Origin of the sequence: Rhizobium sp. CF122 (assembly GCF_000282035.1) — a bacterium.
GTDB lineage: Bacteria > Pseudomonadota > Alphaproteobacteria > Rhizobiales > Rhizobiaceae > Rhizobium.
Genome location: NZ_AKKA01000071.1, coordinates 129,959 through 155,921 on the forward strand (window position 1 = coordinate 129,959; position 25,963 = coordinate 155,921).

Here is a 25,963-nt window from a genome sequence, read left to right on the forward strand (position 1 = left end):
TCATCTCCAGCGTTTTTCGTAAGCGCCATGGGTTGTTTGCTGACCTTCACTGAGTGCTTTCAGACGGCTCATCAGAGCGGCGCGCTCATGTGGAGTAGCATTCAGCGTCGCCCGGAGAGTAGAAACGACCTCCGATATGTACGCCTTGCCGCGCTGCCGCCCTTCGACCTTCAGCGCTTTCACCCCGGCTGCACGGAGCTCGTCCAGCTGATCCATCACGTCCAGCGACACCGGATCCTCGAAGGCGTAGGTCTTGCTTTCTGCGATTTCGAAGCGTCCCTTGCACAATGTCGGGTAGCCTGTCGGCTCGTTCGCCGAGAACCTGTTGATCGTGAAATTTCCCAGCTCCGACATCATGTCGCTGCCCGCCTGACGATACCTGACGTGGCTCGCCGGCGAGCAGACCCCGTTCATGTTTGGGGATTTCCCGGTGGCGTAGGAGGACAGAGAGCACCTGCCTTCCGCCATGACGCAAAGGCCGCCGAAGACGAACACTTCGAGCTCGCAACCCACGCGCCGGGAAATGCGCGCAATATCCGATATTGTAAGGGTTCTCGGTAGAACGACGCGCGCCGCGCCGAAATTCTCGACGAGGTAGAAGAGTGCGTCCGGGCTGGAGGCTGACGCCTGAACGGAAATATGCAAACGCTGCTGCGGGAGCCGTTCCGCCACATAGGCCATAAGGCCAAAATCGGCGACGATCAAAGCATCCGCGCCCGCATCCGTCGCTTCATGTGCCCGTCGATACCAGAGATCCTCTTTCCCGGCGGTCATGAAAGTGTTCAGCGCAACGAACGTCTTCACGCTGCGCGCTCGCGCATACCCGACCGCCTCACGAAGCTCGGAAAGATCGAAGTTCAATCCTGGGAAGTTGCGCGCATTCGTCTCGTCACGAAAGCCGCAGTAAACGGCATCGGCGCCTGCCTCGACGGCCTCGCGGAACGAGGAGGGAGTTCCTGCAGGGCAAATCAGCTCCATGCGACACCGTGCGCCTTCAGCGCTTGACGTCTGATCGACGAGAGAACTCCCGACACCGAAGGCGTCAATGGTCCCGAAAAGCTTCCGACGATTTTCGCCAGGTCGATCTCGCTATCATCGAGTGCGTTTCGAAGCGCCAGGATTGCCTCCATGTCCCCGGTCACCGCGAGCTTGCGCGCAAAGAAGATGGCGTCTCCATCGACACGCCCTTCCGCAAGGGCCAGCATAAGGAACAAAGGGCCGGTGATCGTTGCGTCAGCAGCAACCGCGGCACCTCGCCGAACTGTCTGAATGTCGCGCGAACTCGGCCGAATGGAGAATGCGAACGGAAGATCGGTAGGGACGAATCCGAAACGTGACTGGCTATGTTCCCCCAGCCGATCGAACAAATTGGGATAGGTTTTAACAACCTGCTGGAAGAGCATGGACGCGGCGCGCGCTGCGATCGGCAACGGCACAATGTGCGCTGAGGCCATCAGGCAATGTAAGGCAAGCATTGAAGCCTCTTCAATTGGACGAGGCATCCTAGGATCTATTGCACCGCCGCTATTTGATCTGTGACAAAGACAGCGCTTGTTTCCTCATTGATTGCATCGTCAATGCGCAACGACCTCAAAATTCAACGGCACAGCGACTTGCAGTCTTTTCTGCGGGAGCTCGAACAGCGCCGACTGCTCATTGCGGTGAACGAGCCAGTTTCCCTCGTTCATGAAATGACTGCGCTACATCAGAAGGTTCTTAGTGAGAACGGCCCTGCGCTTCTCTTCAAGAAACCGATCGATGCAGATGGCCGGCGTTCTCCAGTGCCGGTGGTTGCAAACCTCTTCGGCACCAGGGAACGCATCGAGCTGGGGTTTGGTCTTGGGGAAGGCGGACTGCAACGTTTGGGGGACGAGCTCGCGCAGATGCAGCGTCCCGAGCCACCGAAGTCGTTCTCCGACGCCTGGAGCAAGCTTCCCTTGCTGAGGGCAGCCATCAGCATGCGGCCGCGACATCGACGGGCAGCGCTGTCCCAGGAGGTCGTCTACCAAGGGGAGGATATCGATCTTGGAACGCTTCCAGTGCAGTGGTGTTGGCCGGGCGAGCCTGCTCCGCTCGTCACATGGCCCTTGGTAATCACGCGAAGCCCTGACGACCCGAGCGACGTGAACGTCGGAATTTACCGCATGCAGGTTCGAGATTCGACCTCGCTGATTGTCCGGTGGCTTGCCCATCGCGGCGGGGCGAAGCACCATCGACAGTGGCAGCGAAAGGGTTTGGACATGCCGATCGCGATCGCTATTGGAGCAGACCCTGCCACTTTGCTTGCGGGGGTCATTCCGCTTCCAGAGGGTATGAACGAGCTCAGCTTTGCTGGTCTTCTCCGGGGGACAAGGACGGAAGTCAGCAAGGCAGTGACGGTGCCGCTTCAGGTACCAGCGAACGCCGAAATCATCCTTGAGGGCGTCGTGTCCGCAGAAGAGACCGCGCTGGAAGGGCCGTACGGCGATCACACTGGCTACTACAATTCGGTCGAGTCCTTTCCCGTCGTGCGATTGTCCGCAATCACGACCAGGCGCTCACCAGTCTACCTCTCGACGTATACAGGTCGGCCGCCCGATGAACCCTCGCGCCTGGGCGAGGCAATGACCGAGCTTTTCGTTCCGATAGCCAAGCGCCAGTTTCCCGAGATACAGGATCTGTGGCTGCCACCGGAAGCCTGCTCGTACCGCGCAGCCGTCGTTTCCATCGACAAGAGGTATCCCGGGCAGGCCCGTCGGATCATGATGAGCCTCTGGGGGATGCTCCCTCAGTTCAATTATACAAAGCTCATAATCGTCGTCGATCCCGACATCTGCGTGCGTAACTGGGAGGACGTCATGTGGGCGATGTCCACTCGTTTCGACGCCGCCAGAGACCTCGTCGTCATCGAAAACACCCCCATCGACTATCTGGACTTTGCTTCACCCAAAGCCGGATTGGGTACGAAGATGGGGATCGACGCGACCAACAAGATCGCGGCTGAGACTGAAAGGGAATGGGGCCGCGAGCTTCGGATGCCCGATGACCTGACCCAGAAGGCGTCGGCAATGTGGGAAAGGATCAAGCATGACATCATCGGATAAGCGCCTCAACGTGGTTCTCGCAGTCACTGGAGCCTCAGGCGCGGCCCTCGGAGTGACCGTATTGGACCAACTTGCAGATAGCGGCGTTCAGGTTCATCTCGTCGTGTCGGACGGCGGGAAGCGAACTCTCGCGCACGAGGTCGGGACCGAGGCTCACGGCAAAATGCTGATCAAGGCCCACCGGCACTACGACAACAGGAACATTGGGGCAGCAATTGCCAGTGGTTCCTTTCCAGTCGCCGGCATGATCGTCGCGCCGTGTTCGATGAAAAGTCTCGCAGCCATCTCGACCGGTCTTTCAGACAGCCTGGTGGCACGCGCAGCCGATGTCCAGCTCAAGGAGCGGCGTCGCCTTGTTCTCATCACCCGTGAGACGCCGCTGCACCTGGGACACCTGCGAAATATGACTTCAGTGACGGAAATGGGCGCAATCGTGATGCCCCCGGTTCCCGCGTTTTATAATCGGCCCCAGTCTGTCGAAGACATCATCGATCACCTGGCTCGCCGGGCGGTCGATTTACTGGCACTACCGATCCCCCGCCTCGCACCTGCGTGGCAGGGAGAATCGAAGGTTCAGTCAGCCGATGACAGCCAGAGGGTCCGCTCCGAAAAGCATACTGTGGCCGCCACCAAACAGTAGCCAGACTACTGTAATGGCAGCGAGAACCGCGGCGAGCAGAAGGGCTCGGTCGGCCGCTGGCCGGCCCCCTCGAAGGAAGGCTGCAAGTGGCCAGATTGACGTTTGTACGGACAAGGGCGTCCAGTTTTCACCGAGACGTCGCTTTGCGCGCCTTTCGGCCATCGGAATAGAGCCTAGAGCGAATCCACCGAATCCGCCGAACAACAGCACTGACCGCAAATCGCCGTTAGCGACTATGTGTCCGATCGCCCAGAGCGCAAAGCCCCACAGAACCGGATGCCTCGTGATCCTGGTGACCGCTCCAAGATTGGCGCCGGAGCGGACGGATACCGACAGCGGGTTCCCACTCAAGAGCCCGGCCAGCACCAGAAAAATGCCCAACGGCGCGAGGACGAACGCGACGCTCGCATGCCATGGCCGAAGCTCCCAGAGTGGAATGTAGTCAAGGGATAATGCGGCTGCGAAGACCCAGACCAGCACAATCGTAGAAACAAGGGAATAGCCAATAAAATAGGTCGGTCTGCCGATGCGTGCTATGATGCCCGCGCGGATCGCTGGAACCGCTGGAACCGAGTGGAGGATTAGGAAAACCGCGAATGCGGACACGAATGCGATCATGACGACCTCCTTTTCGGAGGCATTAGTAACAGATGCGCGCGATACTTTTTTGATCAGGGTCAAGCAGTCACATGACTTGAGCTCACCAGTAGAATTCAAGAGCCGGTCGACTTGCGCTTCGTAGGGCATTTGTCGCCAATCGTTTGTCAACACTTACAAGGGTTTCAGAGGCCTCCGCTAAACCGGTGCACGGTGTGGATGAGGCGAGCTCTCACTGCCGCGTTGCCCGTCTTTGCGCCAGCGCAAAGATTAAGCTCTTTGCCCTGATAAAGGTGACGCTATTAGTCATCTTTAAGGGATCGTCGTCATGTTTCGTGCCTCCAGCCTTTGCTTCGCTCCAATCCTTTATGCCGCGATGCCTCTCGTCCTACATGCCGCCGAATATCCAATCGGGGAGCCAAAGGTCTTTTCAGGCATGGAGGTCGCCGCAGTCTATCTGCAACCGGTCGAGATGGATCCACCCGGCATGATGCTGCCGGCCGATCGGTCCGATATTCATCTGGAAGCCGACATACACGCGACCGAGACCAACACGAACGGGTTCGCAGAAGGCGACTGGGTGCCTAATCTTCACATCGAATACAACATCAAGAACAGCGATACTGGAGAAGAGGCAACCGGCGCGCTTGAAGCCATGGTAGCGAGCGACGGACCGCACTATGGCGACAATGTGAAGCTTTCGGGTCCCGGCCGCTATACGTTGGCACTGACCGTCCATCCCGGCGGGCATGGAGAAATGCCATTTGGTCGCCATGTCGACAAGGAGACCGGCGTCGCACCCTGGCCCGATACTTTTATACTGAACTACGAGTTTGTCTTCGCCGGCGTCGGGAAGAAGGGAGGCTACTAATGAGCCAACCGGCTTTCCTTTCCTGCTTGGCCGGTTCGGTGCTTCTTGCGTCGATGCTTCCAGCATCGGCAGACCAGGAGTACCCAACATTCAAGGTGCACTTTAGCGATGGTATCGTATCGCCGTCCGTGATCGAGGTGCCGGCGAACAGTCGCTTCAAGTTGGAGCTCCGCAACGACGGCTCCACTCCCATCGAGTTTGAAAGCACCACGCTGCGCAAGGAAAAGGTCCTCGCGCCAGGGGCTTCGAGTTTCATCGTCTTTCATCCACTGGATCCCGGAAACTACGCTTTCTTCGATGATTTCCATTTGGACATGCCCCCTGCGAGGATTGTCGCAAGATGACCCTCAGCGTGTCCGCGCAATGCTTTAAGATCGCGTTCGTGGTCTGGCGCGAATCTTTTGAAGCGCTTCTCGTTGTTGGCATCTTGGTGACATGGTCCTTGAGGAGCACGCCCGACAAAGGCCGCCTCGCCATGCGCGCAATTGCTGCGGGCGTCGTATGTGGGCTGGCACTCGCAATTGCGCTTGCGGCTTTAACCACCCATGCCGCGAGCGCGTTCAACGGCCAGGTCGAGGACATCGTTCAGATGCTCATAGCTTTCTCGGCCTGCCTTCTTATCGTAAAAATGGTATTTTGGATGCGTGGGATGGAGAAAGGCGCCACCGGCGGCTTATCTGCCCAGACGATGGCTCGCACTAGCGGCCAAAATTGGTTCGGCCTTGCTGTGCTAGCGGCACTCGCGGTGGCGCGGGAGGGCGCCGAGACCGTCCTGTTTCTTTATGGCATACTCTTTTCGACACAGGCCAACCTTGGACGCGGCATCTTGTCCGGAGGAATAGGACTGCTACTGGCTGCGGCCACCTATTGGTCCATCAAGCTCAGTTCGTTCGGCATATCGAAGAACGTATTTCTTGGCGTCAGCCAAGGCCTGCTGCTCGCGCTGGGAAGCGGTCTGATGATGACCGCTATCGATAGGGCGATCTCCATTGAACTCGTCTCCCCGTTGTCCGCGCCCCTGTGGAATTCGACTTGGCTTCTCGACGACTCCAGCGGATTCGGCGCGTTTCTGGCGGGCGTTATCGGCTATCGTTCGCGACCGGAGCTGTTGCCGGTCCTCGCAATGGCAATCTATTGGGCAACCGCCTCCGTTGCGTTTGTCCGACCAATGCAGTCAAGGCTGACGGCATGACCCCAACCAAGGCGAGGGCGAAAACCCTGGTCGCAGGCGTCGGAGATTTGCTTGTGCGCCAACAGGCACTCATCCGACGCCTGCAGTGGACGACGATTGCCCTGTACATTGCTCTCCTCGTGCTACCCCTGTTTTTACCGCTTCCTACGAGCCAGGATTTCATATGGAATAACGTCACGCGCTTCGCGCAATTCGTCTTCTGGGGAATCTGGTGGCCGTTTGTGATCCTCGGAACCGCTCTCATCGGGCGATTCTGGTGTGGGCTTCTATGCCCCGAAGGTGCCCTTTCGGAATTCGCTAGCGAAAGAGGATCAGGAAGAGCGATTCCGAGTTGGATGAAGTGGTCGGGCTGGCCGGTCGTGTCATTTATCTCCACGACGGTCTATGGCCAGCTTACGAGCATCTACCAGTATCCCAAGCCTGCTGCACTGCTGCTGGGCGGATCCACTTTGGTCGCGATGGTCGTCGGTGCGCGCTACGGCAAGGCGAAGCGGGTTTGGTGCCGGTTCTTATGCCCAGTGAGCGGCGTCTTTGGCCTCATAAGCAAGATCGCGCCCTTGCATTTCAAAGTAGAACCCGAAGTCTGGAGGCGGCCTCTAACACAGGTTGGCGCAATCGCCGCCGTCAACTGCGCTCCCTTGATACCGATCAAAACAATGCAGGGCGGCTCGGCCTGCCACATGTGCGGACGGTGCAGCGGTCACAGGGGCGCGATCCGGCTTGCGTGGCGAAGGCCCGCCAGTGATATCGTGTACGGCTCGGGGAGGGCCGCTACACGCTGGGAGACGTTTCTGATCGTGCCCGTGCTGCTCGGCCTCGTGCCGGCCGCGCTCCACTGGTCCAGCAGCGGTCTGTTTCAGTCTATCAGACAATGGCTGGTCGAACTGTGTGTGAGCTCGCACTGGATCTGGCCGCTGTCGGTTCGCCTGCCTTGGTGGGTCTTGACCAACTATCCGTCGGCAAGCGACGTCATGACAGTCGTAGATGGACTGTCACTGCTCGCGTTGATTGCAGTGTCCTCCGTGCTGGCGTCTTGCATGTTCATGGTTGCGCTCGTTGCTTGCTCTTTCGTCCTGCGTAAACACCTCGGTGCCGTTCACCATATCGCGCAAGCGCTGATCCCAGTCGCGGCCGCCTCGCTTTTCTGCGGCCTGCTGTCATTGACGATCACGCAGCTCCGCTGCGATGGCATCGACCTGCCGTTCATCGACCGATGCCGGGGGATGATCGTACTCCTTGCCGGCGCCTGGTCGGTAATGATAGCCAATCGGATATCGGCACTCTACACGGCAAGTATCCAGCGCCGAGCACTCGCGACGACGCTTGTATCCATTCCGACGATTGCGTTCTCATGGGGATGGCTCGTCGTCTTCCTATTCTAGCGCGGCGGCTAATCACCGGCTGAAGACGTGACGCACGAAGGCACTCCAGACCACCAAGGACATTGAAGCAAGCGCGACAAGCGCGCCCAAAACGATGGTTACACGATGCCTCGTTCGAAGGTAATCGCTTTCAGAACGTCGAAATCGATCCGCACCAAAGGCCCACGTTGCAGGCAACTGGCTGCGTAGTGTTATGCCGATGGCCGCGTGACTACGAAGAGAGCGCACGACATCACCACCGATCCCAGGACAGATGTCACCAAGAGACTGGGTGCCGCTACCCAAAGTACAATTCCAAAGCTCAATCCCATGGATGTGATTGCTGCGAGCTTACCCTTGAGAGGAATGGCGCGATTGCGACGCCAGGCCTCTATTGGCTTGCCCCATGTCGGATGGGACAGGAGCCACGTTTCGAATCGAGGTGATGTGCGAGCGAAAATGCTCGCTGACAGCAGGAGGAATGGGGTTGTCGGCAGGAATGGCAGAAAGACACCGACACAACCCAATACAACGGAAGCCCACGCAACTACGATAAGGGCGCCTCGCATGTCTCAATCCTCCAAGAAGTCGATCGAACAGCTCCTTAGCACAGCCTAGGTACGCGGTCTTTGATGTCTATCAAAGTCTTTCCAGCACCATCCCTTATCTTTGCAGCGTCGGACGATCTGTTCGAGATAACGCCTGCGGGCAATCTTTTGAGGATACTGTCATGCTCCCCAGATTCATCACAGCCTTCCTAAAGTCATCAGGACAGAGCGGCATCGTTGTCATGGAACATCAAGGCGCTCATCGCGTGGTCGTCGTGGACCCGCGAAGCGCTTCACAAGCTTTCGAGCCTCCTCGCGCCGACGAAACAAGACTTCAACAAGGTCTTGGCGCGATTTGCGAGATCGCTTCATCGAAAAATCCCGCTAGCTTCGACAGATCCGTTTCCGGCAATTCGAGTTTCTGCTGACGACATCGAGTCGTGGAAGGCGCGAAGGCAGAGCCGACTGCATTGAAGGCCGACTGATACGATCTTACAGCGCCTGAAGCTCTGTGACCTTGCTCTCAAGGCTAAACACCGGATCTCCCAACAGATCCGCCAGACTGCGCTCCTGGAGATGACGCATATAGGCTGCCCTTGCACCGGCCCTGACGCATCTCCAGCCCCGCAGAACGTCGTTCTCGAAGAGGTTGTCGCAAGTCGAGTGGGTCATGGCGGCGACGACCTCACCAAGGCAGATCTGTTCCGGCGAGCGGGCGAGCCTCAATCCGCCGTTTCTACCTCGCAAGCTCTCAAGAAACGCACTGCGAACCAGCCTGTTGGCCGCCTTCGCAAAATGCGCATGCGACGCCTCGAACGTCGTCGACGCCTCCTCGATAGTGATCAGCCGACCTGGATTGGAGGCGGCAAGCAAAGGCAGGCGGAGTCCGTTGTCGAGCAAAATCGTCATGACAACACTTCAGTCACGCGCGCCGTCCGCGAGATTAAGAAGGCGTTGAGGATCACATATCGTGAGTTTCTGACGACCGCCTTCCACGATCCCCTTGCTCTCCCACGCACTGAGAATTCGTGACACCGTGTGGAGGGTGGTGCCGGTCATCTCGGCGATGTCCTGTCTCGATATCGGAAAGTCGATGCGAATACCTGCGGCGACCGGGCGTCCTGCCTGCTTGGAGAGCCTGAGGACTGCGTGGGCTACGCGTTTTTCCACTTCCTCGGTCGACATCTCGCGGATTCGGGTATGCGCCTCCTCGAGCCGTTGTCCGATCGTTTGCATCGCCGTGACAGCAAGGCGTGGGTTCTGCTCGACGAAGCGCGACCACATGTCTGTCGGCCAACCAAGGATCAGGCTCTCGGCCGCGGCCAACGCCGTCCCAGGATAGTCCGATCGGCGAAGTGCCATGGCGAAACCAAACAGATCGCCCGGATGAACCATCCGGACGATGATCTGTTGTCCGTCCTGGGTGACCTGGGTGACCTTCAATCGGCCGTGCAACAGCAGAAAGAACGATCGCGCTGGAGCGCCTTGTTCGAAGACCGCATCGCCTTGGGCGACACGACGTGGAACGGCATGCTCAAGCATCGAGTCGAGGTCGGGATCCGTCATCCGCTCGAAGAGCGGCAACGATTTTAAAATGGTGCGATCAACCTTCATCATGGCTCCGATTCATTGGGGCGCTTACAAACAAGCCAAAGGTGTCCGCTGCGGTTTTACGCGCGAAGTCTCTGACGCTCTCAAAGAAGGATTGTCTGCGGATCAAGCGGAAGCCGAGGTTATCGGGAGGACTTCCGACCGTGCATCCGCCACCCTTTGGATTTCGGACGAAGCTGCTCATGGGCGAGCGATGCCTGCCGGAAGCAATCATGATGCCGCAGGTCCGCGGGTCCGGTTCCTCGGACTTGGCTCGGCTACCGAGATCGACGCGTCTGTTGCAAGTCGACGTCCATTCCCACACGTTCCCACCGAAGTCCACCAGCCCTGTCTCGCTTACACCAAACGAGCCCTTGGCTTGCGGCCGGGGATCGGTCGACGCAGCCCGGCGCGCCTCGCGCTCGTAATCGGCAAGCCATCGTGTCGCGGGGTTCTTGTCGTCGATGTCGATGCCGAGCGCATCGTCGGGAAAGCGGTCGGCCGCGGCATAGGCAAGCTCGAAATCCGTTGGCAGCCGCCAATTTTCACCTGTGCGCTCCGAAAGCCACGCTGCATAGCGGACAGCATCGTCGTAGCTGACACCCGTCACCGGGATGACTTCTCGCGACAGGCTATCCCCTCCTTCGGCTGGCGAGCAAACACCGTCGTCCACGCAGCGGTTATATTCACCGAGCGTGGTCTGAAACTTCATGATGTCCAGCGACGACCTGACGGCGATCTCGCGCTTGGGAGCGTCAATCGCCAGGCCGTTTCGGAAATACTCTGTGGCGTCGCGATAGGCGAAGGTTCGAGGCGCGACGGTCAGCAACTCGGGCGAGGCGACGGTCGCTCCTGGCTCCCTCATGAAAACGAATCCAGACTCCACTGCGACCGCTCCTGAAAGGATCGCAAGGAGTACAAGGGGAACCGCGATGGATATGCCTGAAACCGCTTCAGTCGCAGCGTTCCGAGCCATGGCTTTTACGCACGTAGCGCCTCTCTATAAAAGATGGTGCGCAGGCTACCCCCAGCCCGCGCACCTCCCCGCCGCCAGGTCAACTTGCCGATGGCGCCCTGACCGAAGTCATGAGGTCATCGTTCCAGTCGCCCGTGACCTTGAAGTGGGCAGCCGCTCCCAATTCGAAAGCCTCGATGAGGTTGTGGTTCACGTAGGCGTAGATACCCGGCTGAGCGAAGGTGTATACCGCAGCGCCTGCCGTGCCGCCCGGTATGAACCAGGTTTCCTGGTCGATGTCCGGAACGTTCTGGAACTTGCCTGTCGCCCATACGTACTCGCCGTGGCCACCGATAAGATGCGGACGGGTGTCACGATTGGCCTGCGAATGGATGATCAGGACCGTTTCGCCGACCTTGGCGGTCATTGCCTTGTCGCCGGTCAACGCACCAACGGCGCCATTGAAGACGATGTGGGTCGGGGTCAGGGTTTTCATGACCGCGACCGTATCTTCATACGCCTCGCCGGGGCTGTCGTACTTCTTGAACATGCCGTTCGCGTCCCGCGGAACGTAGAAGTCCTGCTCCCCGACGTAGTAGACCTTGTCGTAGACGACCGGCTTCCCATGGCCATCGGTGAGGCCTTCGCGCGGCAGCACCATGATCGCGCCGTTCATGCCCGAGGTGACATGCCACGGCACCATTCCGGGAGGTGCGCAGTGGTAGACAAAGACGCCCGCCTTTGTCGCCTTGAAGCGGAGAACCGTGCTCTCGCCAGGGTTGACGACCGTCAGTGCGCCGCCGCCAAGCGCGCCCGTGGCCGCGTGGAAGTCGATGTTGTGCTGCATGGTGTTGGTCTCAGGATTTACGAGCGTTAGCTCGACGTAGTCGTCCTGGTGAACAACCATCAACGGGCCCGGCACCGAACCGTCGAACGTCATTGCATTGACTTCGGTCCCTTCCTTGTCCAGCACCATTTTCTTTTCCTGGATGGTGAGGGTGAATTCCTTGATTTTGGGGCCGCCCTTCGCCTTCTGGTCATGGGCATGGACGAACGGCGGCTTCACAAGCTCAACCTTCTCGCGAGGGAGCTTCGACAGATCGACAGCCGGCTTCTTGCTCGACTTGAGCGCTTGCGTCGAATGCGCATCGTCTGCGTTCGCGACATTGCTGGCTACGATGATTGGCGTCAGTGCTCCGGCGACAGCAGCGCCGGTCAGCATCGTGCGCCGGGTCATTTGCATATTGTTGGTCATTTCCACTCTCCTGAAGTCGAAGACGGAGCGAACGCCGCCCGGTCGAGTTGGAAAGTAGTAGAAACCTCGCTGAACTCTTTGATTTGGCGCAAACTGGCAATTTGTGGCAGCGCAAAGTTCCAAAAGTCTTCTTTGCGTAATCTCAACGACTGCTGTCTTGAAACCGAGCATTGCTGTGTGATCAATCCGGAGACACTGATCATGCAGAAAACAATGGCCAAGGACGAGCGCGTTCCGCGTGGAATGTCGCGCTCAGGGCTCGTGCTCTTCTCTTACGGCTTCCGCCCCTTCTTTCTGGCGTCGGCATTATGGGCCATCGTCAGCATCGATCTCTGGGCCGCCTTCCTTAGCTTTGGAATTCCCGTCGCAACCGAGTATGGCACTCTGTACTGGCACGCCCATGAGATGATTTTTGGTTTTGCGCCGGCAATTCTTGCCGGCTTCCTCCTGACGGCGATCCCCAACTGGACGGGCAGACTGCCAATCGCGGGACGTCCTCTCGCGATGCTCTTCGCTGTCTGGTGCGCGGGCAGAATTGCCATGCTCCTGAGCTCGTCGAGCGGAGTGATGCCTGCTGTCGCTGTCGACAGCCTCTTTCTTCCGGCGATGTTGGTTCTATGCACCCGCGAGGTCGTGGCGGGCAAGAAGTGGAAGGACTTGAAAGTCATTGCGGGTCTCGTGGTTCTGTCGATCGCGAACGTGCTCTTTCATGTTCAGGTGGTCGCAGGACAGAGCCCCGAACTCCCGATCCGTCTCGGCCTTGGAGCCTATGTGCTGCTCGTGACGATCGTTGGCGGAAGAATCCTTCCGAGTTTTACGCGCAATTGGCTGAATCAGTTCGGTCGCACCGAGTTTCCTGTTCCCTATAACCACTACGACGCCGCCTCTATCATCATGGGCGCCGTCGCGCTAGCAGCCTGGGCCATAGCCCCTGAAGCGCTGATTACCGGTCTGTGCGCAGCGATCGCTGCCGCCATGAACGGGATCCGGCTCTATCGCTGGCGTGGCTGGAACGTTTGGCCGGAGCCGATACTGTTCGTGCTCCATGGCGCCTACTTGTTCGTACCAATCGGCTTTGCGGCTGTCGCTCTCGGAACATTGGGAATGCCTCAGGTCGCGGTCCTGCATGTCTTCGCCATTGGGGCAATTTCCTTGATGATGCTGGCAGTCATGACGAGGGCCACCCGCGGCCATACCGGCCGAAAGGTAAAGTCCAGCCGGCTGACCAACTACTCGTACGTCATATTGGCCGCCGTCGCGCTTCTCCGGCCGAGCGCAGAGCTGATACCTTCGTTCAGCTCCGAAATATTGATGGCGTCCGCGATTGGCTGGACGGTCGCCTTCTGCATGTTTGCGCATGAGCATGCTCCGTTCCTGTGCCGTGAGAGGAAGCCCTTGGTGAGCAGGTGACGCGTTCTGCCCACACCCTCGCAAACTGCGTTCACGAGTTGATGCTAAAAGTGTCCTAGCAAGGGAGAGTGAGATGAGGGACGCGTTGCGCGACTAAGCCAACGGCGACGCTCCTGCCCCCTTTTTTGCTTGCCTACAAAGGCGAGCGACAGGTTGACCGAAATTCAGTCGACTCCGAAGGAGACGCCGTTCTGGCTATTATGGAGCCGTCCACTGCCAGGCAGGCGGCCGAAAATAATGAGCATGAGCCGTCCTCAGTTTACGTCATTCCAGATCGGAAGTCGAAGACTTGACCCTCTGCATGGGAGGTTTCCACGTTATAGTTGTGAGGCATCATCAGATTTCCTACACGCCAGAAATGACTCGTTAACCATACCTGGCCTAGCCTCGCAGCTAGAAGCTGCATGACGCGGCAAATCTCGTCTTGCTATCCAATCACCAGTTTTATTTTCTTGGTTACGATGACCTCAATTTTAACGAATGGTTCAGCGTCGATTGCGCTCCAAGCGCTGCGTAAAATCAACTCAGACATGCAAGGAACCCAGAGGCGGGTGTCCTCGGGACTTCGCATCGATGGTGCTTCGGACAATGCGGCTTACTGGGCGATCGCAACCACAATGGGGTCAGACCTTAAGGCGGTTTCTGCGGTTTCTGATGCTTTGGGAACGGGCGCGGCGAAGGTAGACACCGCTTACGCGGGAATGACGGCGGTGACGGATGTCCTCGCAGAATTTAAGGCGAAGCTGGTGACAGCGACGGAAGCTGGCGTCGATAAAACCAAGGTTCAGGCCGACCTGGATCAATTGAAGCAAACGGTTTGGGGCATCGCGCATTCTGCGAGTTTCAATGGTGAGAACTGGCTCAGCTCCAACGTAGAAGATATCAACGATAGCGATCTCGACGTCGAAACAGTAGTGTCCGCATTTGTCCGCGATGCCTCCGGTAATGTTTCCGTAAAGACCACCACGGCCCATCTCGCCGAAATAGCACTCTTCAACAGCACGGGCGGGGGACTCTTGGAGGCCGATACCCGTAAACTAAAGACCCTTGGAGGAATAAGAGACTTCGACACGTTCATGGACAACGATGGCGAAATCTGGATGAGCGAAGTCAACAGCTCCCTTGGTACTTCCGCAGCCATTGAATATACATTTTCCGGACCGCTCACGTTCGGGGCTTCAGATAAAATTTCCTTCAACGTAACGGTCGACAAAGACAATCCAGCTGAGGTGCCGCCGCCGCATAACACCGGCGCGACCTATCCGCCCGTCGAGATTACGAGAGCGACCGTCGACGCCTACAACCCAGCCCTGAATGGCAAGATATCGACGTTTCAGCAGTACATCGCAGTCCTGAATATTGCACTCGATGCGTCAGGCGCACAGGCAACGGCTCGCACGGTACCCAAGTGGGATGCGGCGATGAAAACATGGATCGCCGACCCCGATAAAATCGCCATATGGACTGACGAGACGTCTGGTCTTGATGGCTCCTACGTTGAGATCAGCAACTTCAGCAGCACGGTCGGATCGGGTGGGATAGGCAATGCCTCGGCGTTCGGCACGCGCGGGTCGGAACTGCCGATCACTTTTGTACCCTTCGAGGTTTACAAGGATGGCGACAACCTCGATGGAGTCGAGGTCTCCTTCAGCTTCAACGTGAACGGGCAGGCCCCGACGAGCTACTCCTTCAATCGGGCCTACGTGAACAATCTTCTGGGAAAGGACACGGGCAAGGTGGAGACGCCAACGGAGATGGTAACGCTGCTCAAAAGCCTCGTGTCAGCCGATTGGCCTGATGTGATCATCGAAGAGACGGGCGGCAACGGCATTTCCATCCGGTCAGACAACAATGTTGATCGCCTCTCAGGAACGAAATCATACATCGGCTTCACTAATATATCGGTCAGTATCGAGCCAATTTCTGATCTCGACTTCATGGAGATCGATATCGTCGCCAATCCGCAGATGCTGGACGTCTACTTGAGCTATACGGACCTAGTGTTCTCCGACGTTGTGTCTGCGGCCAGCGTTCTAGGTTCCCTTCAAAAGCGCATCGATATCCAAGCCACCTTCGCACATGGGCTCGCGGCCAACCTCAATACAGGAGTCGGTCGCTTGGTTGACGCCGATATGGAAGAAGAGTCATCGCGGCTGGCTGCGTTGCAGACTCAGCAGCAACTCGCGTTGCAATCCCTTTCGATTGGGAATGGCTCTCCGAAGAGCGTGCTGCAGCTGTTTCAATAGCAAGATAGCAGGATGGAGCACGTTGCAGGATACAAGCGGCCATGGTTAGCACGGGCAGTACGCCAACGCTTCTCTTTCCTCGTGGCCGCTTCCTAGCTCAAGGTAAGTGCCGGATAGCGTTTTTAAGTGTCCGGTTAGTCGCCGACGAAATCTGCGACGCGTGGCTCAGGCCAGCTTTGTTGCTGCGAGAAATGTCGCGAGATCGCACTTTCTTTTGCGCCCAACGCTTGCGCCCTTGCCAAGTTATGCTCAGCGTCCGATCGCATTGCGGCGATCGAGCCCGTATCCACCGCAGGCGGCGCAGTTCCTAGCGACAGTGTCTGCTCCAGCGTACCGGTTTAGATGGGCCTCCATAGGCAATGCCGCAGGTGTAGTGGTGGCCAAGCGGTCAGCGTGGCAAGGAGTGCAGCAACGCCAGCGGGCATTGGCGATGGCGTCCAGTGTCATGCCTTTTGAAAAACACTGGTAACGAACTCGGGACTAAGCGGTCGCCTGATATCGAAGCACGCCGAGGGAAGAACAAGGGCGTAGTCAACGGCGGGGCTGAAGAATTCACAAATGGACCGACACCTACTCATCCTCAGCGAAATCTACTGATGAGATGTCCACGTTCCATTCGAAATCCTTGGGCGAAGGTTTGTCTGGCAAGGTCTCCAAGCCTCTATACTGATTGAGCGCCCAGCATGTCCCGTAAACGCCATGCGGCTCAATGATCTTGTAGCTGCTGAGATAGTCGGAGTAAGCTTCAATGCTGAAGCCTGGGCGCTTCGCGACCAATCGGAAGCGTACTACGTTGACATACTGGTCGGAGCCGTTGAACAACTGAACGAAAACTGGCTTGGCAGGGTCGAGGCAGCCTTGGGTGCCGGTGCTCGTGCCAACAACCAAGCTCGCGGAGTTGTTGCGGTCGGATTGCTGGAAGTAAACATAAACCCCGACGCCAGCGCCGACAAAAATGACCGCAATCAGCGCAATCAACGTGGGGCGGGGAAACAGGAAGAAAGAAACTAACAAGATCGCGACCGCGACTATCATGAAGATCATCGGCGGGTTCCATTTGTTTCATGAGCTAAAGCAGGCACCGATGACGGGCAAGGCTGGTTCGAGACCGATCTCATTTAATCTTCTTACTCAATCATTCGTGGCGATCAAACCACTTCCAAGTTGCCGCCTCTTTGATTTCTAGGACGTACCAGCCTTTAAGCGGAACACCAGGTTCTGACCGCCTGCCGCCGCCCGGTGATATTGTTGGATCTTCGTAGGAGCCCGTCGGCTTGCCTTGGATGGAGAGAACGCTCTTCAAGAGCCGAGAATAAGGGACTTTCATTGATTTGCATGTGTACGGCCCTTGAACGCTGCTGCCGCATTTTGATGCAATTCAGGTGGTTGGCAATGGAAATTACGGGATCCACTAGCTGTTGTGCGGGTGATCACAAATGCCGCCCCCTTGCAGCCGCATCGTTGCGCTTCCGTCGAATCTGCTGATGCAGAGCCCACAAAGCAGCTTGCTCTACCAGTCTGCTCAACCAGGGTGGGCCTGGCTGAGTGTTTCTTAGGAATCCGCAAAATCGTCTACGTGGCTGGGCGAGGAGGAGCCGACGCCGCAATTCTGGTTTCTTCGCTCACAACGCTGCCATCTGCCGCCAAGACCGCGATCCATACTCGATTTCCGAGGCGAACTGTCAGGCGTGTCTTTCCGATGTCCGCTTCCTGACCGATTTCGACCCTGCTACGAACGAGACCCTGCGCCATGTAACGTCGAAAGGCTGCCAGCGACAGTCCAAACCGGCCCGCCAGATAGGATGCATCGACAGTCAGTTCGTCGAGATCAACTTGGCCCTTGATGGTCATGCCTGCCGCTCCATGGGACTAGAATGAAAACAACTGCGCCATGTCAGGCGACCAAGGCGGGTCGTAGACAAGCCGGACTTGTGCCTTGCTTACCTGCTCCAACGCCTCCAGCCGGATCTTTACCGCCTCGGTGAGAAAACCGGAAGCAGGACAGAAGCGGGTGGTTGTTGTCATTTCCACGATAACGAAGCCGTCCTCTGAAATCGAGATGTCGTAGATCAGCCCGAGGTCGACGATCGAGGTTGCGACCTCGGGATCTTCGATTTCTCGAAGCGCATCAAGGACGGCGTCACGAGTGAGGCTAGGCCCGCACATCGGCCGCATCCAGGGGTGTGGCCCGGATCATGATCCGGTACACCTTTCCCGTCTCATCGAAATTTCCAATCCATTCGTGCCCGCGTTCCTTCAGTTGGTTGAACAGGAAAACGGGCTCCCTGTTCAGAAGCGCGAAAAGAACCTCGCCGGTGCTCATGGTCTCAAGCCTCGACAGAATTCGCTCCATCGGTTCAGGTGGCGGAAGTTCGGTCAGGTCGAGGTTCCAGGTCGGGTCCGGCCAGATCGCCTCCGACGCCGCGGCTGCGGGTTGCACGTCCTGTAGAACTTCACGCGGAACGAACTCGATCTCCCAGTCGTCGTCGGCAAGACGCCTGGTCACATGCGCAAAGCCCCGCTGTTCAAGTTGCCGGATGAGCGGGACCGGTTCGAAAATCGCGTGTAGTCGCACTCCTTCGCCCGGATCGAGGGAGGCAAACGTATCCATTATGAGCTGGAAGGGCATCCCGCCATCACGCAGTATCTGTCGAACATCGAGTTCACGAAGCTGAACCATTGGCGTTTCCTCTGTGGTTAGCGGCGAAGAATAGCGCCGGCTGTTGAAATGGCGCTCTTTTGGTGGCTGCCTCCACGTTTGCAAGCGCGCGTGCAAGCAGGAGCTCGACGGCAAGGGCTGCCGTGGCCAAAGTTTGGAGTATGACGGCGACGTGAAAGCCCCAGTCGGATCCGCCGGCGATCGCCGCGGCCGCGGTAACGACGGCGAAGTAGAACATTCCAAGCCACACGGCAGCGCGGCTTCCAACTATCAGATCCCCCAGACGTGGCGTCGGCCTGCGACCTAAAAGGGGTCCGAATGCCTCGATCCAAGTCAGGAAGGGAACAATCTTCAAAAGTTGCGCCAGGCCCAGACCGGAAAGCCAGCCAAAGACGAACAGGTAAGCTGCAGCGGTCACGATCTCTGATCCCGCATGGAATACAAGAGCGAGCACCAGCATCGGACCTGAGACCGCCAGCAGGGCGAACGCGGGTAAGGATCCCGACGTGTTGAGCTCCAGCGTCTTGCGACGCCGCGAGCGATAAGTCCTGAACAACTCCACCAAATATGCGGCGATCGTGAACTGGAAGACCAGCCCGCCCATCAAAAAGATGGTGCGTCCCAAGGCAGGATCGAACATGGCGCAGAACGTGGCGATCGCCAGCATCGACATACCGGCCGATCCGGTTAGACGGATGAAGGGCGACCGTTTCATATCGTCCGACAGCAGGAACATTGGCAGCAACTTGTAGCTCACCCCGATCGCGGCGAAGGTCATCCACCCGAGTAGCCCAAAGCCTGCGTGAAATGGCACCGCGTTCGTCACGAACTCGATGACAGCCCCCGCATCCACGACGCCGGAGATAGTTACAGCGAAAAGCGATCCAAGCGCCGCTGTCGCAATCAGGCATGCGATAGCAATAAGGACGAGTGGCGAGGCGGCATGAGCCGCTCTGCCGCGCCAGAGAACGGCGAAAAGAACGAGCCCGATTGACAGGATGGAAGCCCCGAGCGTGAGCGACGCCGCGACCATCGTTGGTCCCGCGGCGCTCGATCCCGCGTCGATTGAATGAAACCCGAACAGCAAAAGACCCAATCCCGCGACCAGACCCGCAAGGGTTGGCGCGTCGAGTCGATCGGTCGGAAGGCTCAGACCCGTCATGACAGGCGCAAACTGCAGCAGCGCTCCTATCATCAGAAGACCGAGCCAACCTATAGTGACAGAGTGCACGACGATGAGAGCGTGGGGCTCCGCGACGTCTGACGATGGCGTCCAAGCTCCCGCCGCAAGCAGGACTTCGGCGAAGAGCAGAAAAAATAAACCCGCGCCGAAATACGCCATTGTCCAACGCGACAGTGAAGTGCCCACGGGCATCATCGCGCTTCTCCACTCCTAGTGGCTGCCGCAGCAGCAGTCGCAGCCCGCATCAAGGCGTGTGATCTCAACGCGCCAGACTTCGGGACCCTGCTCCAGGTACTCCCAGGAGAATTTGCCAGGGAACGCGGTCTCAAGCTGATAGTGAAGGGGACGGGGCTCGTGGTCGCTGGTGATGAACAGGGTGCCGCCGGGGGTCAGGGAACCGAGCGTGCCAAATATCTGCATATGGCGCTGGGCGTGTGGAAGCGTCCGTACGTCTATATGCGGAGCTTCAGCAGAGGGAGTTTGCACATCAGTCATTCTGGCTTGGTTCCTTATCGCCGCAGGCTTGACCACTGACAGGGCCGCGGCTCGCCACATGTCAGAAGCCAACGATATGCGCCATTGAAGGGACAGACTTTGACGACGGACAAATATCGGAGATTTCGCGGAGCCAGTGCTTATTGATCTAGGACAAGGAACGCAGAGCCGATCGCCATCATAAGACATCATGACTTTTATGAAGGATGCCACGATGTCAGATTTGGTCGCAAAGTACGGCGAAGCCCGGCTCCCGCGCTATACCAGCTATCCAACGGCGCCCGCCTTTTCAGCAGCGGTTGGGCCCGCCGAGTATGCGAAAGGCCTCGCTACCGCTGCGGAATCGGGACCGGCTTCCCTCTATCTTCATGTTCCATTCTGCCGCTCCATGTGTTGGTACTGCGGCTGTCACACGACGATAACGCGGCAGGATGCCCCTGTTCTCGAATACCTGGATGTGATGAACCAGGAGATCGAGATCGTCTCCTTTGCCGCAGGAAATTCTCTCCGGGTGAAGAACGTTCATTTTGGTGGCGGCACGCCCACGATCATGAAGCCAGAAGAATTTACCGCGCTCATGCGAAAGCTTCGAAGCGCGTTTCGGTTCGAGGACGATGCCAGCCTTGCCGTCGAAATCGATCCGCGGACCCTCTCCCCGTTGATGATCGAGGCATTGGGAGAGAACGGCGTGGATCGCGCCAGCTTGGGCGTCCAGAGTTTCGATCCGGTGGTCCAGCGGGCGATCAACCGAATCCAGACGTTTGGGCAAACGCAGGCGGCGGTTGCCGGCCTGCGCGCTTACGGCGCGTCGAGCATCAACTTCGACCTGATCTACGGCCTCCCGCACCAGACGGTCGAATCCTGCGTAGCGACCGTCAGGCTGGCGACGGAGCTAAGACCCGAACGCTTCGCGGTCTTCGGATACGCGCACGTGCCTGCCTTTAAAAAGCACCAGCGCTTGATCGAGGACTCTGCGCTTCCGGACGCCCGCCAACGCAACGAGCAGGCCGAGGCGATTGCGCAAGAGCTTGTCGCGGCGGGTTACGTCCGGATCGGCCTCGACCATTTTGCATTGCCCGACGATCAGCTTTCAATCGCTTGCCGCTCTGGCTCGCTTCGGAGGAACTTCCAAGGTTATACGACCGACGAGTGCGATACCCTGATCGGTCTCGGCGCGTCTGCGATCGGACGTCTGCCGTCCGGGTACTACCAGAACCATGTGGCTATCGGCAGGTATGCCGAGATGGTTTCGTCAGGAACCCTTCCCACGGCGAAAGGATATCTCCTCACCGATGAAGACAAACTTCGTGCGAGGGTCATCGAAAGGCTCATGTGTGACTTCGAAGTCGATCTGCCCAAGCTCAGCGAACAGGCTGGCTATGACGTCCGCTTCCTGCTGGAAGGAAACGAGAGACTTCAGGAACTCGTGACCGACGGAGTAGCGACCATCGTCGACGGCCGGGTCACGGTATCGCAGGACGCACGTTTCATGGTCCGCGCGGTCGCTGCGGCCTTCGACGCCTACTTCGGATCGTTGGGGAGGACCCACAGCAAGGCTGCGTAGTGATCGGCAATGTTTGCGGTGGGCGCTGAACTGTGCCCTTCTTGCGTGGTTGCACGAAAAGTCGTGGCAGACAACAAGTCCTTTCGGGCATGCGGCCGCCAGAACCTCCCATCCAGCCCTACATGCCGCGTCAAACGCTTGCCGGTGTCAGCTCAGGCAAAATCCCTGCACGCTATCGCTGGGCCAACGCCGGACGAAGTCCTGCGTCGCTGGTCGGGCCTGGCGCATCGCTAGGTTGTCAGGTTGCGGTAGATCGCCGGAAGGGCGCTCGGAAGCTTTTCGATGTCCGAAACCAGAGCGAACCCGGCTCGACCGAAGATGGCCGGAAGGTAGTCGCCCGCATTACGGTCGACGGTGACCGCAAATAGTGCTTGGCCGCGGCCGCGGGCATCCATCACGGCGCGGCGGCAGTCTTCAAGGGCGAACCGGCCTTCGTAGTGGTCAACGTCATTCGGCTTTCCATCGGTCAGGATCAGCAGCAATCTCTTTCTCGCACCTTGATCCTCGAGCTGCTTCGAGGCGTGACGGATGGCCGCTCCCATGCGGGTATAGTAGCCGGGCTTCAAATTGGCGATGCGCCTTGCGACGTTCGGCGAAAACCTCTCACCGAAGCCCTTGACTGTGTCTATCCGTATCCAATCGCGACGACGCGACGTGAACGTGTCGATGGCGAACCTATCGCCGCAGGCGTCGAGACCACGCGCCAATACGTCCAGCGCCTGAATTTCAACGTCGAGAACTCTTCGGTTGTCTACCCACGAGTCGGTCGACAACGAAACGTCGACCAAGATCGCCGTTGCCAACTCATGTGCCGCGGGGCGGGCGCATTCGTAGATGCGGTCGTCGGGTTGTCCGGTTGCGACCAGGTCCACGCGCGAGCGGACGACCGCTTCGACGTCGAGCTCGCTGCCATCCAACTGTGCTCTTCGAATTTCACGCTTCGGCCGCAGTGTTTCAAACTGACGCTTCACCTTCCGAATAATCGCCTGATCGCTGGTGATCGGCCTTTCATCCGATTCCGATGCGATCCCAAGTACGACCCGGCAATGATCCGGCAAGTATTCTCGCTTTCGAAAATTCCATTCCGGATAGGTCAGTTCGGCCTTTATCCGCGATGGATCGAAGGCTTCGGGAGAAAGGTCCAAATCGAAGTGGAACTTCGACTTCGGCCGCTCCTTCGTCTCGCTTAGAGCGATTTCGTCAAGCTCCTCGGCGGCAGCGGCATCTTCATCCTCCCGGTCGTCCGTGGGTCGGTCGACGTTGACCATCTCTGCCATCGCAAGGATCTTTTCAAAGCGATTCAAGATGAACGGATCCCGATTCCGATCGCCGGCATCTTTCTTTCGCCTGGCTTCGTGCGACGGTCTGTTTGCGTTGCCGTCGTTTCCATCCGACGGAAGATCGTCACGATGCGATGGGTCACACTCCGACCTGCCGACGTAGTCCGGCCAGATCGGAAGAGGCAGCATCGGAAGATATCCCGCAGGCGCCACCCGTATCAACGGTCGCGAGGCGTCGGGCAAGGGGTGCTGCAGAGGAAAGATGAGCGCGGTTCTGACGAATTCCTCGATCTGCCTCTCCACGCTTGGCAGCTTGCCGCGCGTCCGGCACGCAAGCAATGCGTGGCTCAGCCGGGCGTATCGCTCTCCCATGCCGGGAAAGATCTCGACGAGGCGAGCGGAATTTGTCCGACCGGCTTCAATTCGAGCGATGTCAGCAAGCGCAGGGTCGATCGTCCGCGGTTCCGAAATCGGGGCGACCGCGATGTAGCCAGCAAGCCAGAAGTAAAGCTCCCGGTTCAAGGACGCGTCCTCGAACATGTCTATGACCGCCGGGAGGTGAATGGCGGAGCCGTCCCATGTCGGATGGTCGCTCCGCTCCTCGCCAAGTCCGACAACTTGGCGCAAGCGCAGCCGATGTAGGGACGTCTTCTGCCGCGCTTTCTGGATCTGCATGGTCGACTCGCCGCCGAATGCTCGAAAGCAGACGGCGAGTTGAGACTTGATCTCGGCCAAATGCACGGCATGCGCCGGGTGACGCGGCCAGGAGCTGGTGTCACCGACGAACCGGTGCCACGCTCGTCCGACCGTCTCCTCGAGTTCCAGAAATTCCAGCATGTCTCACCTATCCAAACGTCGCTTTGGCAATCTCCACCAGGGCGGCCTTCACATCCGGCTCGTCGGTGAGCGGCTCGATGATTGCGGCTCGCACCGCGTCGGCAGGCGGCAGTCCGGCATCGATGAGCGTCGCGCAGTAGATAAGGAGGCGCGTGGAAACACCTTCCTCCAGATCCTGCCCCTTCAGGACCCGCAGACGGCGTGCAAGGTCCACGAGCGGAGCCACCTTGCCTTCCGCTAGCCCGCTCTCGAGTGAAACGGTAACGATCTCCTGATCCCGTGGAAGGAAATCGAACTCGATGGAAACGAACCGCTGCCTGGTGCTAGGCTTCAGCGCCTTCATGAGGTTCTGGTAGCCGGGGTTGTAGGAAACGACGACCATGAAGCCCGGCTGGGCTTCAAGAAGTTCGCCAGTCCTTTCGAGCGGAAGGATTCGCCGATCGTCCGTCAACGGGTGGAGAACCACCGCGACATCTTTGCGAGCCTCGACGATTTCGTCGAGATAGCAAAGTCCACCGTTCCTAACCGCCCTTGTCAACGGCCCGTCCACCCACACGGTTTCGCCGCCCTTCAGCAAATAGCGTCCAGTCAGATCGGCTGCGGTCAGATCGTCGTGGCAGGATACCGTCGAAACCGGAAGACCCAGACGTGCCGCCATGTGGTGGACAAATCTGGTCTTTCCGCAGCCTGTTGGTCCTTTCAGGAGCACAGGCAGTTGCCGTGTCCATGCGCTTTCGAAAAGCACGCATTCATTGCCCTGGCTGGTGTAGTGCGGGATCTCAGCGTTCGGATTGAGCGGGGATTTGAGAGCTATGGTCATTTCTGATCTCCAGAAGGAGCCCGCCTATTCGGCGGGCTGGGCTACTGCGTTGGTTGCACGGGCCCGTCCGGGGACGAGTACCGACCAGATGAACATGAGGGCGCTGACAAAGACGAAGATCCCGGAACCCAGCCTGACCCAGTAGAACATGCTGAGCTGGTCCTGGACGTCCATGTAGGATTCACCGAGCACTCTTTGCAGGTGGACCTGGATGATGCCGGCGAAGGTGAGCGCAAACGTCATGACCGACATTGCCCCGCACATGATCCAGAAGCTGCTGATCGAAAGCCACTGGTTGTAGGGAGCGCGGCCCTTGATCTGCGGTATCGCGTAAGACATCGCAGCAAGGTTGAGCATCACGTAGGCGCCGAAGAAGGCGAGGTGGCCATGCGCCGCGGTTACCTGCGTGCCGTGGGTGTAGTAGTTCACCGACGACAGCGTATGGAGAAAGCCCCAGACACCCGCTCCGAAGAAGGCCATGACCGAGCAGCCGATCGACCACAGGAGCGCAGCCTTGTTTTCATGCTTGCGTCCGGCCCGCCAGGTCATGACGAAGGTGAAGACGACCATCGTGAAGAACGGGGCGACTTCGAGTGTCGAGAAGAGCGAACCGATCCACTGCCAGTATCCCGGTGCGCCAATCCAGTAGTAGTGGTGGCCGGTACCGAGGATGCCGGAGAAGAGCGCCAGGCCAATGATGACATAGAGCCATTTTTCGACGACCTCGCGATCGATGCCGTTGAGTTTGATCATCAGGAACGCCAGAACAGAGGCCATGATCAGTTCCCAGACGCCCTCGACCCACAGATGGACCACGTACCACCAGTACATCTTGTCCAGTGCCAGATTGATCGGATTGTAGAAGGCGAACAGGAAGAAGATTGCGACGCCCCAGAGGCCGAACAGCAGAATGTTCGTGATCGTCGTCTTGCGTCCCTTGAGGGCCGTCATCGTGACGTTGAACAGGAACATCAATGCGACGATGACAATTCCGACCTTGATCGCAAACGGCTGTTCAAGGAACTCGCGACCTTCGTGAATGTGGAACAGGTAGCCGACGACGGCGACCGCTGCGGCCACAAGGAAGATCCAGAACTGGGCGATGGCGAGCTTCGGGCTGTAGAGCTCCGTCTCGCACTCTTCCGGAAGTAGGAAGTAGGTGGTGCCCATGAAGCCCATGAGCAGCCAAACGATCAGCGCGTTCGTGTGGATCATGCGAACGATATTGAATGGTAGCTCGACGGAAAGGGTGTTCGGCAGCACGTAGATCGTGCCCGCCAGCACGCCGAATAGGAGCTGCGCCATGAAAAGGCCGAGTGCTCCATAAAAATAGAGCATGGCCACACTTTGAGTCTTGTACTTCATTGCTTGATCCTC

General features: G+C 58.3%; 26 protein-coding genes. 9 read left to right on the top strand and 17 right to left on the bottom strand.

The window, feature by feature from the left end:
* On the bottom strand, window positions 1-978 hold the full coding sequence (gene ubiU / locus PMI09_RS14450; RefSeq protein WP_007795140.1) for a ubiquinone anaerobic biosynthesis protein UbiU: 978 nt from the start codon (window positions 976-978) through the stop codon (window positions 1-3).
* Window positions 969-1,475 carry a ubiquinone anaerobic biosynthesis accessory factor UbiT gene (gene ubiT, locus PMI09_RS14455; RefSeq protein ID WP_007795143.1) on the bottom strand — a complete coding sequence of 169 codons (507 nt, stop codon included), beginning with the start codon at window positions 1,473-1,475 and terminating at the stop codon, window positions 969-971. Before ubiT ends, ubiU begins: the two co-directional genes overlap by 10 nt.
* A gap of 102 nt (window positions 1,476-1,577) precedes the next feature.
* Between ubiT and PMI09_RS14460 the strand changes: the two genes are divergently transcribed.
* Complete coding sequence (locus PMI09_RS14460) at window positions 1,578-3,083, top strand: UbiD family decarboxylase (protein ID WP_007795147.1); 1,506 nt, start codon at window positions 1,578-1,580, stop codon at window positions 3,081-3,083.
* Window positions 3,067-3,723 (top strand): UbiX family flavin prenyltransferase, encoded by a 657-nt coding sequence (locus PMI09_RS14465; RefSeq protein ID WP_007795149.1) that lies wholly within the window; start codon window positions 3,067-3,069, stop codon window positions 3,721-3,723. The genes PMI09_RS14460 and PMI09_RS14465 overlap by 17 nt, the downstream gene beginning before the upstream one ends.
* Here PMI09_RS14465 and PMI09_RS14470 read toward each other — a convergent pair.
* Window positions 3,661-4,341, bottom strand: a complete 681-nt coding sequence (locus PMI09_RS14470) for an NnrU family protein (RefSeq protein ID WP_007795153.1) — start codon at window positions 4,339-4,341, stop codon at window positions 3,661-3,663. The two genes, PMI09_RS14465 and PMI09_RS14470, sit on opposite strands and share 63 nt — an antisense overlap.
* 307 nt (window positions 4,342-4,648) lie before the next feature.
* Between PMI09_RS14470 and PMI09_RS14475 the strand changes: the two genes are divergently transcribed.
* The 4 genes from PMI09_RS14475 to PMI09_RS14490 are packed head-to-tail and all read left to right on the top strand — an operon-like array spanning window position 4,649 to window position 7,765.
* The gene (locus PMI09_RS14475; RefSeq protein ID WP_007795156.1) at window positions 4,649-5,191 is read left to right on the top strand and encodes an iron transporter; all 543 of its coding nucleotides are present in this window, start codon (window positions 4,649-4,651) and stop codon (window positions 5,189-5,191) included.
* On the top strand, window positions 5,191-5,535 hold the full coding sequence (locus tag PMI09_RS14480; RefSeq protein WP_007795158.1) for a cupredoxin domain-containing protein: 345 nt from the start codon (window positions 5,191-5,193) through the stop codon (window positions 5,533-5,535). Before PMI09_RS14475 ends, PMI09_RS14480 begins: the two co-directional genes overlap by 1 nt.
* The gene (locus PMI09_RS14485) at window positions 5,532-6,383 is read left to right on the top strand and encodes an FTR1 family iron permease (RefSeq protein WP_007795161.1); all 852 of its coding nucleotides are present in this window, start codon (window positions 5,532-5,534) and stop codon (window positions 6,381-6,383) included. Before PMI09_RS14480 ends, PMI09_RS14485 begins: the two co-directional genes overlap by 4 nt.
* Entirely contained in the window at window positions 6,380-7,765 is a 1,386-nt protein-coding gene (locus PMI09_RS14490) for a 4Fe-4S binding protein (protein WP_007795164.1), read from the top strand. The genes PMI09_RS14485 and PMI09_RS14490 overlap by 4 nt, the downstream gene beginning before the upstream one ends.
* A gap of 191 nt (window positions 7,766-7,956) precedes the next feature.
* Here PMI09_RS14490 and PMI09_RS30395 read toward each other — a convergent pair whose 3' ends face one another.
* The 5 genes from PMI09_RS30395 to nirK all read right to left on the bottom strand — a co-directional run bounded on the left by PMI09_RS30395 (window position 7,957) and on the right by nirK (window position 12,092).
* Window positions 7,957-8,313 (bottom strand): YbaN family protein, encoded by a 357-nt coding sequence (locus tag PMI09_RS30395; protein ID WP_007795168.1) that lies wholly within the window; start codon window positions 8,311-8,313, stop codon window positions 7,957-7,959.
* 471 nt (window positions 8,314-8,784) lie between these two features.
* Window positions 8,785-9,201 (bottom strand): RrF2 family transcriptional regulator, encoded by a 417-nt coding sequence (locus tag PMI09_RS29750; RefSeq protein WP_007795170.1) that lies wholly within the window; start codon window positions 9,199-9,201, stop codon window positions 8,785-8,787.
* Between the two features lie 9 nt (window positions 9,202-9,210).
* The gene (locus PMI09_RS14505) at window positions 9,211-9,906 is read right to left on the bottom strand and encodes a Crp/Fnr family transcriptional regulator (protein ID WP_007795173.1); all 696 of its coding nucleotides are present in this window, start codon (window positions 9,904-9,906) and stop codon (window positions 9,211-9,213) included.
* The gene (locus PMI09_RS14510; RefSeq protein WP_037083126.1) at window positions 9,896-10,858 is read right to left on the bottom strand and encodes an SUMF1/EgtB/PvdO family nonheme iron enzyme; all 963 of its coding nucleotides are present in this window, start codon (window positions 10,856-10,858) and stop codon (window positions 9,896-9,898) included. The genes PMI09_RS14505 and PMI09_RS14510 overlap by 11 nt, the downstream gene beginning before the upstream one ends.
* A 79-nt stretch (window positions 10,859-10,937) precedes the next feature.
* Window positions 10,938-12,092 (bottom strand): copper-containing nitrite reductase, encoded by a 1,155-nt coding sequence (gene nirK, locus PMI09_RS14515; protein ID WP_007795180.1) that lies wholly within the window; start codon window positions 12,090-12,092, stop codon window positions 10,938-10,940.
* A 201-nt stretch (window positions 12,093-12,293) separates the two neighbouring features.
* Between nirK and PMI09_RS14520 the strand changes: the two genes are divergently transcribed.
* Window positions 12,294-13,502, top strand: coding sequence for an NnrS family protein (locus tag PMI09_RS14520; RefSeq protein ID WP_007795183.1), 1,209 nt, complete (start codon window positions 12,294-12,296; stop codon window positions 13,500-13,502).
* A 404-nt stretch (window positions 13,503-13,906) separates the two neighbouring features.
* Window positions 13,907-15,748, top strand: a complete 1,842-nt coding sequence (locus PMI09_RS14525) for a flagellin N-terminal helical domain-containing protein (protein WP_244423767.1) — start codon at window positions 13,907-13,909, stop codon at window positions 15,746-15,748.
* Window positions 15,749-16,318: 570 nt separating this feature from the next.
* Here PMI09_RS14525 and PMI09_RS14530 read toward each other — a convergent pair.
* The 6 genes from PMI09_RS14530 to PMI09_RS14555 form a co-directional block, all read right to left on the bottom strand.
* The gene (locus PMI09_RS14530; RefSeq protein ID WP_007795189.1) at window positions 16,319-16,792 is read right to left on the bottom strand and encodes a hypothetical protein; all 474 of its coding nucleotides are present in this window, start codon (window positions 16,790-16,792) and stop codon (window positions 16,319-16,321) included.
* 528 nt (window positions 16,793-17,320) lie between these two features.
* Window positions 17,321-17,599, bottom strand: coding sequence for a DUF6522 family protein (locus tag PMI09_RS14535; protein WP_007795191.1), 279 nt, complete (start codon window positions 17,597-17,599; stop codon window positions 17,321-17,323).
* A gap of 18 nt (window positions 17,600-17,617) precedes the next feature.
* A complete protein-coding gene (locus tag PMI09_RS14540) occupies window positions 17,618-17,914 on the bottom strand; it encodes a metal-sulfur cluster assembly factor (protein ID WP_007795194.1) in 297 nt (98 codons plus the stop codon).
* Window positions 17,901-18,428, bottom strand: a complete 528-nt coding sequence (locus PMI09_RS14545; protein WP_007795197.1) for a DUF2249 domain-containing protein — start codon at window positions 18,426-18,428, stop codon at window positions 17,901-17,903. The genes PMI09_RS14540 and PMI09_RS14545 overlap by 14 nt, the downstream gene beginning before the upstream one ends.
* Window positions 18,412-19,185 carry a hypothetical protein gene (locus tag PMI09_RS32220; RefSeq protein ID WP_244423768.1) on the bottom strand — a complete coding sequence of 258 codons (774 nt, stop codon included), beginning with the start codon at window positions 19,183-19,185 and terminating at the stop codon, window positions 18,412-18,414. The genes PMI09_RS14545 and PMI09_RS32220 overlap by 17 nt, the downstream gene beginning before the upstream one ends.
* Window positions 19,186-19,800: 615 nt before the next feature.
* Window positions 19,801-20,085, bottom strand: coding sequence for a DUF2249 domain-containing protein (locus PMI09_RS14555; RefSeq protein ID WP_007795204.1), 285 nt, complete (start codon window positions 20,083-20,085; stop codon window positions 19,801-19,803).
* Between the two features lie 214 nt (window positions 20,086-20,299).
* Between PMI09_RS14555 and hemN the strand changes: the two genes are divergently transcribed.
* Window positions 20,300-21,649 carry an oxygen-independent coproporphyrinogen III oxidase gene (gene hemN / locus PMI09_RS14560; protein ID WP_007795207.1) on the top strand — a complete coding sequence of 450 codons (1,350 nt, stop codon included), beginning with the start codon at window positions 20,300-20,302 and terminating at the stop codon, window positions 21,647-21,649.
* A gap of 230 nt (window positions 21,650-21,879) precedes the next feature.
* Here the strand turns inward: hemN and PMI09_RS14565 are convergent, their stop codons facing one another.
* Genes PMI09_RS14565 through PMI09_RS14575 form a run of 3 tightly spaced genes read right to left on the bottom strand, consistent with a single transcriptional unit; the run spans window position 21,880 to window position 25,951 of the window.
* Window positions 21,880-23,766, bottom strand: a complete 1,887-nt coding sequence (locus tag PMI09_RS14565) for a nitric oxide reductase activation protein NorD (protein WP_007795210.1) — start codon at window positions 23,764-23,766, stop codon at window positions 21,880-21,882.
* Between the two features lie 7 nt (window positions 23,767-23,773).
* On the bottom strand, window positions 23,774-24,586 hold the full coding sequence (locus PMI09_RS14570) for a CbbQ/NirQ/NorQ/GpvN family protein (protein ID WP_007795213.1): 813 nt from the start codon (window positions 24,584-24,586) through the stop codon (window positions 23,774-23,776).
* A 24-nt stretch (window positions 24,587-24,610) separates the two neighbouring features.
* On the bottom strand, window positions 24,611-25,951 hold the full coding sequence (locus PMI09_RS14575) for a cbb3-type cytochrome c oxidase subunit I (protein WP_007795215.1): 1,341 nt from the start codon (window positions 25,949-25,951) through the stop codon (window positions 24,611-24,613).
* Window positions 25,952-25,963 lie beyond the last annotated feature (12 nt).

What these genes read in the sequence shown, in the direction of transcription:
- ubiU (WP_007795140.1), bottom strand. Translation starts at nt 978, where the DNA reads ATGGAGCTGATTTGCCCTGCAGGAACTCCCTCCTCGTTCCGCGAGGCC.
- ubiT (WP_007795143.1), bottom strand. Translation starts at nt 1,475, where the DNA reads ATGCTTGCCTTACATTGCCTGATGGCCTCAGCGCACATTGTGCCGTTG.
- PMI09_RS14460 (WP_007795147.1), top strand. Translation starts at nt 1,578, where the DNA reads ATGCGCAACGACCTCAAAATTCAACGGCACAGCGACTTGCAGTCTTTT.
- PMI09_RS14465 (WP_007795149.1), top strand. Translation starts at nt 3,067, where the DNA reads ATGACATCATCGGATAAGCGCCTCAACGTGGTTCTCGCAGTCACTGGA.
- PMI09_RS14470 (WP_007795153.1), bottom strand. Translation starts at nt 4,341, where the DNA reads ATGATCGCATTCGTGTCCGCATTCGCGGTTTTCCTAATCCTCCACTCG.
- PMI09_RS14475 (WP_007795156.1), top strand. Translation starts at nt 4,649, where the DNA reads ATGTTTCGTGCCTCCAGCCTTTGCTTCGCTCCAATCCTTTATGCCGCG.
- PMI09_RS14480 (WP_007795158.1), top strand. Translation starts at nt 5,191, where the DNA reads ATGAGCCAACCGGCTTTCCTTTCCTGCTTGGCCGGTTCGGTGCTTCTT.
- PMI09_RS14485 (WP_007795161.1), top strand. Translation starts at nt 5,532, where the DNA reads ATGACCCTCAGCGTGTCCGCGCAATGCTTTAAGATCGCGTTCGTGGTC.
- PMI09_RS14490 (WP_007795164.1), top strand. Translation starts at nt 6,380, where the DNA reads ATGACCCCAACCAAGGCGAGGGCGAAAACCCTGGTCGCAGGCGTCGGA.
- PMI09_RS30395 (WP_007795168.1), bottom strand. Translation starts at nt 8,313, where the DNA reads ATGCGAGGCGCCCTTATCGTAGTTGCGTGGGCTTCCGTTGTATTGGGT.
- PMI09_RS29750 (WP_007795170.1), bottom strand. Translation starts at nt 9,201, where the DNA reads ATGACGATTTTGCTCGACAACGGACTCCGCCTGCCTTTGCTTGCCGCC.
- PMI09_RS14505 (WP_007795173.1), bottom strand. Translation starts at nt 9,906, where the DNA reads ATGAAGGTTGATCGCACCATTTTAAAATCGTTGCCGCTCTTCGAGCGG.
- PMI09_RS14510 (WP_037083126.1), bottom strand. Translation starts at nt 10,858, where the DNA reads ATGGCTCGGAACGCTGCGACTGAAGCGGTTTCAGGCATATCCATCGCG.
- nirK (WP_007795180.1), bottom strand. Translation starts at nt 12,092, where the DNA reads ATGACCAACAATATGCAAATGACCCGGCGCACGATGCTGACCGGCGCT.
- PMI09_RS14520 (WP_007795183.1), top strand. Translation starts at nt 12,294, where the DNA reads ATGCAGAAAACAATGGCCAAGGACGAGCGCGTTCCGCGTGGAATGTCG.
- PMI09_RS14525 (WP_244423767.1), top strand. Translation starts at nt 13,907, where the DNA reads ATGACGCGGCAAATCTCGTCTTGCTATCCAATCACCAGTTTTATTTTC.
- PMI09_RS14530 (WP_007795189.1), bottom strand. Translation starts at nt 16,792, where the DNA reads ATGATCTTCATGATAGTCGCGGTCGCGATCTTGTTAGTTTCTTTCTTC.
- PMI09_RS14535 (WP_007795191.1), bottom strand. Translation starts at nt 17,599, where the DNA reads ATGACCATCAAGGGCCAAGTTGATCTCGACGAACTGACTGTCGATGCA.
- PMI09_RS14540 (WP_007795194.1), bottom strand. Translation starts at nt 17,914, where the DNA reads ATGTGCGGGCCTAGCCTCACTCGTGACGCCGTCCTTGATGCGCTTCGA.
- PMI09_RS14545 (WP_007795197.1), bottom strand. Translation starts at nt 18,428, where the DNA reads ATGGTTCAGCTTCGTGAACTCGATGTTCGACAGATACTGCGTGATGGC.
- PMI09_RS32220 (WP_244423768.1), bottom strand. Translation starts at nt 19,185, where the DNA reads ATGACCTTCGCCGCGATCGGGGTGAGCTACAAGTTGCTGCCAATGTTC.
- PMI09_RS14555 (WP_007795204.1), bottom strand. Translation starts at nt 20,085, where the DNA reads ATGACTGATGTGCAAACTCCCTCTGCTGAAGCTCCGCATATAGACGTA.
- hemN (WP_007795207.1), top strand. Translation starts at nt 20,300, where the DNA reads ATGTCAGATTTGGTCGCAAAGTACGGCGAAGCCCGGCTCCCGCGCTAT.
- PMI09_RS14565 (WP_007795210.1), bottom strand. Translation starts at nt 23,766, where the DNA reads ATGCTGGAATTTCTGGAACTCGAGGAGACGGTCGGACGAGCGTGGCAC.
- PMI09_RS14570 (WP_007795213.1), bottom strand. Translation starts at nt 24,586, where the DNA reads ATGACCATAGCTCTCAAATCCCCGCTCAATCCGAACGCTGAGATCCCG.
- PMI09_RS14575 (WP_007795215.1), bottom strand. Translation starts at nt 25,951, where the DNA reads ATGAAGTACAAGACTCAAAGTGTGGCCATGCTCTATTTTTATGGAGCA.